The following is an 11,397-nucleotide window of genomic DNA, read 5'->3' on the forward strand; positions in this document are numbered from 1 at the left end:
GGAACAACAGAAAGCCATCTTACTATCTTGAAGTCTTTCGCACCTACGGAGCTGACGAAAAATGTGGTATTAATAATGATACTCAGTAGCATTTATGTAATCGTGCAGAATTATATTTAAGTTTTGTGTTTTAGGGACAAGGCAACAGGCACAAGGCAAAGCGTGTTAAAATGTTTTTAACGACCTTGGACATGCATTTTTCCCAAAGCCCACCGCCGAAAGCCAATTCCTGAAAGCTTAAAGCACAATCTTAAACTTTATTTTGTGTACTAACTTACATAGTAGAAAAGATTAAACTAATAGAATAACTGAGGCAAAATTTGACTATAACCTTTTGATTATGAATATCTTCAAATAACCAATATACTGTTAACGAATGCCCTTTCCCTACTTATCTCTTAACCATTTAAGGCTTTTTGCCAACCTTCATAATAGGTTTGAACTAGGGTATTTTCAGCAGGTTCGATGCTGGTAATATTGGCTTTACAAAGTTCTGACAAGGCATCAATACTCAGATAAACACCGCTTTTAAGTCCTGCCAAATACGCAGCACCTAATGCCGAGATATCATGATTTGCTTGTTTTTTGATAGAAAAACCCATTAAATCAGCCAAAAAAATAGTGACAAATTTATTGTGGCTTATACCTCCATTGATGGATATTGAGCTAAAATCTTTGCCCATATCTTTACTCATAGCATCCAGCACATCCTTGATTTGGAAAGGAATACTCTCCAAGGCTGCACGTACAATATGATTGATATTGGTGCCAAAAGTAATACCTTGAATAGAAGCTTTTCGACTCATTTGCCAATGCGGTGCACCCAAACCACTAAAGGCAGGAATCAGATATACACCAGCATTATCTTTTACTTTTTGAGCTAACGCTTCTGTTTCGGAAGGATGAGTAAAAAATTTCATTTCGTTTTTCAACCACTCAATCGTGGAACCGCATGAAACGATTGCTCCTTCAAAGGCATAATCTACTCTCCCTTCCACGCTCCAACAAACGGTAGTTAGCATACCATTTGAGGAGATTAAAGGTTCATTGCCGATATTTGACATAATCGAACAGCCCGTTCCTAGCGTTGCTTTGGCAGTTCCTTTTTCGAAACAGCCTTCTCCAAAAGTAGCCGCATGAGAATCGCCAATGAGGGCAGTTATAGGCAATTGACTTTTTGCCAAAACTCCTACAGCAGATTTTTCGTCGGAATAAGTCCAGTTGCCATAATCATAAGAAGAAGGATGCACTTCGGGCAAATGAAGATTTTCGAGCCCCCAAAGTGCTAATATTTCTTTGTCCCAAGTCAATGAATGAATATTGAGCAAAAGAGTTCTATGCGCATTGGTGTGGTCGGTCTTATACGATTTACCTTCGGTAAGCTTGTACAAAAGCCAGCAATCCACAGTACCAAAATAGACTTCGCCTTTATCAAGTTGAGTTTTTAAATCAGGGTTATTTTCCAACAACCACAGTAATTTAGTTCCTGAAAAATATGGGTCAATAATCAAACCAGTATGTTGTTTTATCAACTCATTTTGTCCTTGATTAATGAGGTTTTCACAAACTTGTGTAGACCTTTTGCAAGCCCAAACCACAGCTGGAGAAAGCGCCTTTCCTGCTTTGTCCCAAAGCACAAAAGTTTCTCGCTGATTACTAATTCCACACGAAGCAATATCTTTGGAGTTGTATCCTTTTTGCTGAAAATCTTCCAAGCACAGGCTCACAGAAGTTAATACATTTTGGAAAATCTCTTCTGGGTCTTGTTCCACAAAACCATTATCGAAATAATTGGTATGTAAATCGGCATGACCTTTACTGATAACTTTTCCTTGGTTATCAAAAATGATAGATTTAGTACTGCTTGTACCTTGGTCGATGGCTAAAATATATTTCATTATTTTTTACTCTTACGGTCAATAATTACGGCTAATAAAATCACCAAACCTTTTACTACTTGTTGCCAAAACGGGGATACATTCAATAGCACCAAGCCGTTGTTGAGAACCCCAATAATCGCTGCGCCAATCACAGTGCCAGTCACTGTGCCAATTCCTCCAGAAAGCGAAGTCCCGCCAATTACTACTGCTGCAATAGAGTCGAGTTCGTAACTTGCACCCGCGTTTGGCTGAGCCGAATTGAGTCGCGAAGTAACCATGATTCCTCCCACTGCCGCCATCATTCCCGAAATACCATACACAATCAATTTGGTGTATTGTATATTGATACCAGATAGAAAAGCTGCTTTTTCGTTACCACCAATCGCATAGATATGACGTCCGAATGCTGTTTTTTGACTGATAAATACCACCAATAAGACCAGTAAAATCGAAATCCATACAGGCACAGGAATACCTAACAACCAACCAGAACCAATGTATTCAAATTTTGGTCCTAGGTTAGAAATCGGAATTCCTTGTGTATAAAGCATCGTTGCACCACGAGCAATAGTGAGCATCGCAAGCGTAGCCACAAAGGGTGGCAAAGAGAATTTGGTAATCACAAAACCGTTGAAAAGCCCAATAAACAAGCCTACGGTGATGGCAGCTAAAATGCCTCCAAAAATAGTAAAGCCCACATGAATATTCAGTGCTCCAATGGTGATTCCGTCTTTGAGTAAACCAGCGCAAATTACTGAGGTAAATGCCAATACAGAACCAACCGACAAGTCGATTCCTGCCATCAAGACAACCAAAGTCATCCCTGTAGAAATACAGACGTTTACCGAAATCTGGCGAAGTACATTCCAGATATTATTAGCAGAAAGAAATTTATCAGAAAGAATACTTATGACAATACAGAGCAACAGGAGTGCAATCAGTGATTGTGATTTTTTTAATAGTTCTTTGTTCATTGTATATTTATAACTATTTGAAAAAGAATCGAATAAGATAATTTATAAAATTGCAGCCTTCAACAATTTATCTTCGTCGGCCTCCTCTGCACTCAACTCTGCTGTGATGCGTCCGCCAGACAAAACCAAGAATCGGTCGGCCAATGCTAATAGTTCAGGAATCTCAGAAGAGACTACAATAAAGCTTTTCCCTTCGAGCGAAAGCTTTTTGATTAATTCATAAATCTCGTTTTTGGCATTAATATCAATTCCTCTCGTGGGTTCGTCGAGCATCAAAATACTAGGATTGGTTGCTAGCCATTTGGCAAGAACCACCTTTTGTTGATTTCCTCCGCTCAAATTCAAACAAAGCTGTTGTGAAGAAGGGGTTTTAATTGCCAATGAATCAATATAGCTTTGCGCATTTTGTTGCTCTTGTCGAGCATCAAGCAATTTGTCGCTAGCCAGTGTAGTAAGTGAAATATTCGAGGCGATATTCATTCCCAAGACTAAGCCTTCTGTTTTGCGGTCCTCCGTTACAAAAGCTATCCCATTCGCAATAGCGTCTTTAGGCGTTTGAATTTTTACAGACTTCTGATGTACTGTCATGGCGCCTTTCAATGCGATGCTGTTTAGTCCAAAAATACTCTCCAGTAATTCGGTGCGTCCAGCGCCCATCAAACCAAAAATGCCTAAAATTTCACCTTGATGAAGATTAAATGAAATGTCTTCGAGAAGATTACGATTTTTGAGTTTGGGATGAGGAAGCGTAAAGTTTTGAATATTTAAGATTACATCTTGTGAGATTTGAGTTTTTGCTTTTTTCTCAATAACCACCTCACGACCCACCATTTGACGAATCAATGCCTGCTCTGTGGTGTCTGACATATCGCCTTCTGATACGCTACAGCCGTCACGCATAACGGTGTATTTTTCGGCAATACGAAACAACTCCTCCATTTTGTGCGAAATATAGACAATCGTTTTGCCCTCTTTTTTTAGTTCAGCAATAATACGGTGGAGGTTATCAATCTCAGCATTGGTCAGCGCCGAAGTGGGTTCGTCCATCAAAATCACCTGTGCGTCAATCAATAGAGCCTTGGCAATTTCGATGAGTTGTTGTTCGCCAACCTTTAAGTTTTGTACCAAAGTATCAGGTGAAAGCTTCAGTTCTAATCTTTGAAGTAATTGATTAGTAACTCGTTTCATGACCGAATAATCGAGCATTCCCCACTGATTTTCTATTTCTTGACCTAAAAAAATATTCTCCGTAATGGTCAAGGTAGGAATCAAGTTTAGCTCTTGATGAATAATCGAAATTCCAGCTTTTTGAGCATCCTTGATATGATTAAATTTTACCACTTGTCCATTCAAATGTATTTCGCCTTCATAATCGGGATATACGCCTGTGAGGATTTTCAAGAGCGTTGACTTGCCTGCCCCATTTTCTCCTAAAATGGCGTTGACTTTGGCAGGGTAAAAATTCAAGTTTACGCCCTTCAATGCTTTCACACCAGGGAATGATTTTGAAATATTGACTGCTTGTAGCACGTGCGAATGATTTTTGGGAAAACGCTTATATTTTAGAAATTTTGATAGGCAATACACTCAAATTCAGCAAGTCTTGCTGCTTTTCTCCTAGCTTAATTGCGCCAATCAAATCAATAGTATCGCCAGCTTTCAAGCTTTTGAGTTTTTCGGGAATTACTTTTTCACGAATTATCGTATTCAAACTTTCAGAAATCTTGTTAAACTCAGCCGTAGTTTTGAAATCGGTTAATTTTACCAACCCCGAAGCATCACGAATGGCATTCCCAAAAATGAATTTTGTATCTATTTCTAAAGGTCTATTACCTGATGCCAATACTTTCAACCTATCTCCCTGAACCTCCAAAATTTTGGCTTGGCATTTGACCAAATAATATGCCGAACTTCCTATTCCCAACCTATTGCCATATTTGGCTACGCTCGCGTGGTTTTTTGTGGCAAAAGACGATAATAACTGTGATAACTCCACAGCTTGCGATTTGGAAAGAATTTGTTGATATAAGTCTTGCGAATATTTGGCAAAATCAAAGTTAGATTCCTTTTTTTGCTTCAAATCATCTAAACTTTCTATGTAGATGGAGTTGTAGATAGCCACAACCGCCAAGACAGAGGAAATGATAATTTTTTTCATAGTTATAAGTTTCTTTAGAGAAAAGGCATCAGTCACGATACTTTGGTTTTAAACCTTGATTCAGTTTGAATGCTGAATTACTGATTATTCATTTTGTCCAACAATAAGACCAGAACAAAAACACAACACTTTAAATATCGATTTATTACGTTCAAATTTGAGTTAACTTTATTTTGAACATAAATTGTGTTGTGGGGATAAAATCAAGCTAAATTTACAAGTTTTAGGCTGTGAACTTTATTCCTTAGAATAGTCAATCAAAGTGTTTCTTTTAAAATAGTGGAATCATTGTGATAGCCTAATGCCTACTGCTAATAGCCTATGGCATAGTAATGTAATTTTTCGCATTCGCACTATTCACAAGTTCCACTTCCACTGGTACTCTTTGTGGAAAGTCTCGCTTGCCTTTGATATACTCGTCGGCATATTGTGCAGCAGTTTTTGCCATAATTTTTGGATACTGCATACCTGTTGCCACGATTTTTCCTTCCTTAATTTTTTCTATGACTTCCGAAGCTCCATCAAAGCCAAATACTTTTACCTTGGTTTTACCAGCGGCTTGCAATGCCTGATAAGCTCCTAGCGCCATGGCATCATTACCACAGAAAACTGCGTCAATATTGGGATGTGCTTGCATGATGGTTTCCAGAACCTCCATGGCTTTGTTGCGGTCAAAATCACCACTTTGTTGAGCGACCATTTTGAGGTTAGGAAATTTGTCAACCACAGAATGAAAGCCTTTTGAGCGTGCCCACGTATTGTTGTCACCCACCAAACCCAATATCTCGACATACGTACCTTTTTCTTTCAAGGCTTTTACAAACTCAATGCCTACCTCGACACAACCAGAATAGTTATCTGACAAAATTTGGCTAGTAGCAGCATCATCGTTATTGATTTCACGGTCCATACAAAATACAGGAATACCAGCAGACTTGGCACGAAGGACATTCGAGACCGACCCATCAGCATCAGTTGGGTTGAAAAGAATAGCGTCGAATTCAGAAGAAATAAGGTTTTCAAAATTGTCTGACTCTACGGCTGGACTATTCTGAGAATCAAATATTTTGGCTTCATAACCTAACTTTCTGGCATTTTCGGCGGCAGATTCTGCCAAGATTACAAACCAAGGATTGTTGAGCGTAGAGATGACTACCGCTACTTTTTTCTTTTCATTCGACTGGCTTTTTGAACAAGCACCTACCAGAAAAACTCCAAAAATCAGCGATGCCGTTATGAGGATGTATTTTTTCATATTAGCCTAAAATGTTTAAAGCTGATTGTGACAATCCTTTTGCTGAAATTCCATAATGTTCAAAAATCTCGCCTTGAGAACCCGAAACGGTATGCTCATCTGGTAAGCCTACGATTTTGAACTTATTATGGCAACCATTTTGTAAAAGCACCGAACCTACAGCCTCACCAAGTCCACCATAAACAGAATGTTCCTCTACGGTAATTATTGGCGTATTCTTAGAAGCTAATTGCAAAATCAGTGTTTGATCTAAGGGTTTAATGGTATGCATACTTACCACTGTAGCCGAAATTTGATGCTCCTCAGCCAACTTTTGAGCGGCTTGTAAACAAGGCCAAACAGCTTCGCCAGTAGCAATAAATGTCAAATCTGAGCCCTCTTTTACTACACGCCCTTTGCCCACTTCGAAGCTGGTCGCATGCTCAATCTCTTCTATTTTTTCGGGCATATTCTTTTTTCCAAAACGAAGATAAACAGGCGAATCCATAGCAGCCGCTTGGCGAATAGCCTCCGCAGTTTCGAAATTATCCGCTGGTGCAATAATCGTAATATTGTTGATGGCTCTCAACACCGCATAGTCGTGCAAACTATGGTGTGTACTACCCAAAGCGCCATAACTTACACCTGCTGAAATACCAATAAGTTTTACTGGATTATCAGAATAGCAAACGTCATTTTTGATTTGCTCCAAAGCTCTTGCTGTCAAAAAACAAGCTGGTGAAACCGCAAAAACTTTCTTACGCATACTCGCCAAACCTGTGGCTACGCCAACTAGGTTTTGTTCTGCAATACCTACTTCTACAATTTGTGCTGGAAGCTTTTGCCCAAATCCCACTAACTTACCTGAGCCTCTTGAGTCACTGGTAACGGCAAAAACGGTTTTATCTGCTTGGGCGAGCGATTCCAAGGTTGAAGCGAAGACCTCCAAATTGGCAAGCCCTACTCCTTTCGGAATATTGGTTATTTCTTGACCCATAAATTTACTTATTATGTGTTTGATATTTTGAATGGTGAGTTCGTTAACTATTTCGGATTTCCAATATTGTATTTCGGAAGCATAGCTACTTTGGGGCTCATATTTTGCAAGCAATAAAGGCATACACACTTTATTCCGAAATCAGAAATCCCACATCTGCAATAGTTGAAACTGCCTCATTAACTCCTTCTACTATACGTCAACTAACTGTCTATTTCCGCCAAGGCTAACTCGTATTGCTCGGTTGTTGGTACGCCATGATGCCATTTCAAGACATTTTCCATATAACTCACGCCCTTTCCTTTGGTCGTATGTGCAATGATAAAGGAAGGTTTTCCTGACTCAAAGGGAAGTGCATCAAAGGTATTCACCAAGGCCTCTACGTCATTGCCGTCTACATGACGAACTGCCCAGCCGAACGCTTCTAATTTCTCGTCAAGTGGTTCCAAGCCCATAACTTCGGCATTGGGTGCGGTAATTTGGAGTTTGTTATAATCCAAAATAGCACACAGGTTATCAAGTTTGTAATGTGCGGCAAACATAAATGCCTCCCAGTTTGAGCCTTCTGCCATTTCGCCATCGCCCAAAACGGTATAAACTTTTACGTCTGATTGGTCTTTTTTGGCTGCTAATGCACTCCCGCAACAAATAGATAACCCATGTCCAAGACCGCCCGTATTTTGCTCCATTCCCTTGATTTTCCTAGTTGGGTGACCAATGTAAGGCGATTGATACTGACAAAGCGTCAATAAATCATCTTCAGGGAAAAAGCCTTTGTCGGCTAAAACAACATACAAAGCCTCCACACAATGACCCTTACTTTGGATATAAATGTCTTTTTCGGATGAATTAAAATTTTCAGGAGAAACATTCAATACCTTGTTATAAAGCACATTCAAAATGTCAATAATCGAGAGGCTTCCTCCTGTATGTCCTGCCTTCGCATTGTAGATATATTTGAGAATCTTTTTGCGATATACTTTAGATTTCTCTTCTAATTCTTTAATGTTCATAGTGTTTAAGCTTCTTGAAATGAATATCGTTTAATCTTGGCAGTCTTAAAAATTTATAAGTTGACAGTATATCAGTTATTAGAATACTTTTCCTGATAGCCTTATAGTTAAATTCAATTTATGTATTAGGGGAACAGGCAACAGGCACAAGGCAAAGAGTGTTAAAATGTTTTTTATTGACGATGGATATTCTTTTGCCGATTGCCCAAAGCTGAAAGCCGTAAGCTCAAAAAATAAATTTTATTATCTTAGGGACAAGGCAACAGGCATAAGGCAAAGAGAGTTAAAATATTTTTAAAGACCACATACATTTTTCCCAAAGCCCACCGCCGAAAGCCGAAAGCTCAAAAATTAAATTTTATTTTGCCCACTAACTTACCGAAGCCAACTCCAGCGTTTTGCCCAATCTAGCAATACATCATTACGCCATTTGAGCACGGTTTTACCGCCCTGCCAAATATCATCGTACAATTCAGGGTTTGACTTATCTGTATACCAATTTGCTCCTAACTGATAATCGGTTTTATGAGGTTTTCCTGGCCATATATTATTTACTACAAATGTGCCGTTTTGCTCTTTAAATCCACTGATAGTCGATGTAACTTTGTAGGTTAATGTTTCAGTGCGTTTTGGGCAATATCTTACCACATAGTTTCCGTTTCCAAGGTAAAAACCGTTCCATTTTTGTTCACCAATTTCAGACTTTACCGACATAGTCAGACAAGCAGAATCAGGAGGAATATTAACGACAGGTCCTTTAAACATAAATTCAACAATAGAAAATACGGTTACTGTATCCCTAATCGATGTATTACCGTTAAATAGTACTCTTGGACTATGCTTAAATTTCACATAACTACCACCCCAGTTTTCTCTCATGGGATTGTTGGGATTACCATCCATCATGTATAACAATGAAGGGGTATCCCCCATTTTAAGAACACCTTTGTAACGGTTAGCTTTATAATCTTTGCCCAAAAATCCTGCTTCTTTAATGTAGTTTTTGTAATAATTTTTATTATTTAAACTATCTGGAACATTATCAGAGAAAAAGCCGTAGTAAGACGCATTTGATTCAATAAACCAAAGATTCGGAAAGTTTTTAGCAATGTAAGCATAGCTATTGGCACTCCACTTCTTATTGGGTCCACCAATAAAAAATACTTTTATCTTATTTTGAATTTCTGGTTTATCGTGTAATGCCTGGGCTAAGTCCTCCAAACCTCCCCAAACCAAAATCCACAAAGGTCTGTTGCTTTTTTTCTGGGCGCATTTAATAATCCAGTTCGAACCTTCTGTTGCGGTAACGTAGCCTTTATACGGCGCAGCTCCATGTCGTCCTTGTTTTACCACCGAGCGTAAATAGGCTGGGGTTGCCAGATTAGGTTTATGTTTTTTGAGTTTTGGTAAATCTTTTTCGTAAAGGTCTATCGTACGAAGGATTTCTTCTTTGCTTCCGTCTCCATAGGATGGCGATGAAAGCAGCCCTTCAATATCAAACAATTCATTGTACATGAGTAAGTGAATCATAGACTGATTATCATCTGGGTCAGTTCCTCCAATATCCGTACTGACAAGAATACGGGGTTTTACGGGCACCGCCTTTTGTGCAATAACTGTTTGCACAAAAAAGAAGACGAATGAAAAAATCAAACTCAGCTTACTCATATCTGGATATTGAAAATATTTTCTAGTGCTTATAGATTTCCCAGCCCATGTAATTGCCCAATGCTTCTTCCAAGATGGTAGCTGTTTTCGAAGCATTCATTACTACGTGATGTTCAAAACCATTACGGCAAATATATTTCATGAGTCCCTGCAAATCAGGAATTTGCGCTACGGCACGGTTACCAAATGTCTCTAGCGGGTCGTTGGTCAACTCCCCTTCTCCGATATAGGCTTTGATGATACCTTTAGGGTCATCGGTACTAATTCTTCCATAGGTCAATGGCATAGCAGGTGTACGACCGTCCAAGGCACCATAGGTATTTTCGACTCCTACCGAAGTTCCTAAAATTGGAGCATTACTAATTTGAATATCTGGCAAGAATGATTTTGCCCAGTTACCACAGTGGAACAACACACATTTGTCTTCGTCGTTGGCATAATTATTATTCCAGTCTACCAAAGCACTTGGTGAGCCTGATGCCAATTGCATAGCATACATCGAGAGCGTTCCTGTTACATCTACTTCACAAGCCGAAGGCAACATGTTTTCGGACATAATACTCATGCTTGTACACACGTTACAACCGTAGTTTTGTTGTAAAGAAGTCCAGCACTGAATTGCCGTAGCATCTAGTACATTTTCTTCCATGATTTCTTTCAGAACTACGTCTAATTTGGCAATCTGAATCATGGCTTCATTTGGTGTTCTACCTTTTGAAGCATAAGCGTTGATAGATTCCAAATGCTGTTTTACTTTTTCGTCGTTACCTGTTAATTTATTGGCACGTCCCAAAATTTCTGATAAGTCAAAAGTCGTTACTGTTATCCCGTTTCTTTGAAGGATTTTTTCAGAATAACGAACCGTATTAAATGCCCCAGGACGAGCGCCAATAGCACCAATACGAACACTTTTAAGACCTTTTACCACTCGACAAACCGACACAAAATCTAGTAAATCTCTTTGGAAGTTTGGATCAGAAGGAGCAGAAACGTGTTGGCTAGTCAAGGTGTATTTAATGCCGTACTGATAAAGGTTATTACAAACCGAAATTTTCCCACACCACGAGTCACGGCGATTAACTACGTTCATTTTGCTCAAATCATCAGGATACGCCTGAATCAAAACAGGTACGTTGAGATTGGCTAATTTAAGGGTATCTGCCACTCCTTTTTCATCACCGAAGTTTGGAAGCAATACCAAAATCCCTGCAATCTCTTCACGATGTGCTTTGAACAAATCTGCACATTTTTGAGCCTCTCTAAAAGTCTCTACACCACCCAATTTTGTATCGTTTGTGTCCAGCAAAATTGGCTTAATTTTAAGGCTGTTGAATACCTCAATAATTTCGGTTCTTGCTTTTTCGACTAAACTGTCTGGGAAAAAATCTCTGTTTCCAATGATTACACCAAGTGTCATTTTTATGGTTTTTATGGATAAAATGCTATCCTATTTCAAGTTAAATTTGAATAAAG

General features: G+C 39.0%; 9 protein-coding genes. All 9 read right to left on the bottom strand.

Annotated features, from left to right (window positions below):
* Positions 1-398 precede the first annotated feature (398 nt).
* Positions 399-1,898 (bottom strand): FGGY family carbohydrate kinase, encoded by a 1,500-nt coding sequence (locus tag ACOVQ4_RS07080; RefSeq protein WP_421819953.1) that lies wholly within the window; start codon positions 1,896-1,898, stop codon positions 399-401.
* A complete protein-coding gene (locus ACOVQ4_RS07085; protein WP_421819954.1) occupies positions 1,898-2,854 on the bottom strand; it encodes an ABC transporter permease in 957 nt (318 codons plus the stop codon). The genes ACOVQ4_RS07080 and ACOVQ4_RS07085 overlap by 1 nt, the downstream gene beginning before the upstream one ends.
* 42 nt (positions 2,855-2,896) lie before the next feature.
* Positions 2,897-4,384, bottom strand: coding sequence for a sugar ABC transporter ATP-binding protein (locus tag ACOVQ4_RS07090; RefSeq protein WP_421819955.1), 1,488 nt, complete (start codon positions 4,382-4,384; stop codon positions 2,897-2,899).
* A 25-nt stretch (positions 4,385-4,409) separates the two neighbouring features.
* Positions 4,410-5,012: a DUF2291 family protein gene (locus tag ACOVQ4_RS07095; protein WP_421819956.1), complete on the bottom strand. Its 603-nt coding sequence runs from the start codon at positions 5,010-5,012 to the stop codon at positions 4,410-4,412.
* Positions 5,013-5,331: 319 nt separating this feature from the next.
* Complete coding sequence (locus ACOVQ4_RS07100) at positions 5,332-6,267, bottom strand: D-ribose ABC transporter substrate-binding protein (protein ID WP_421819957.1); 936 nt, start codon at positions 6,265-6,267, stop codon at positions 5,332-5,334.
* Between the two features lies 1 nt (position 6,268).
* Complete coding sequence (locus ACOVQ4_RS07105) at positions 6,269-7,243, bottom strand: transketolase family protein (RefSeq protein WP_421819974.1); 975 nt, start codon at positions 7,241-7,243, stop codon at positions 6,269-6,271.
* A gap of 203 nt (positions 7,244-7,446) precedes the next feature.
* Complete coding sequence (locus tag ACOVQ4_RS07110) at positions 7,447-8,256, bottom strand: transketolase (protein WP_421819958.1); 810 nt, start codon at positions 8,254-8,256, stop codon at positions 7,447-7,449.
* Between the two features lie 375 nt (positions 8,257-8,631).
* Positions 8,632-9,924, bottom strand: a complete 1,293-nt coding sequence (locus ACOVQ4_RS07115) for a nucleoside hydrolase-like domain-containing protein (protein WP_421819959.1) — start codon at positions 9,922-9,924, stop codon at positions 8,632-8,634.
* Between the two features lie 22 nt (positions 9,925-9,946).
* Positions 9,947-11,341, bottom strand: coding sequence for an L-fucose/L-arabinose isomerase family protein (locus ACOVQ4_RS07120; RefSeq protein ID WP_166578564.1), 1,395 nt, complete (start codon positions 11,339-11,341; stop codon positions 9,947-9,949).
* Between the last annotated feature and the right edge of the window lie 56 nt (positions 11,342-11,397).

The sequence above is a fragment of the Flectobacillus sp. genome (assembly GCF_049240685.1).
GTDB lineage: Bacteria > Bacteroidota > Bacteroidia > Cytophagales > Spirosomataceae > Flectobacillus.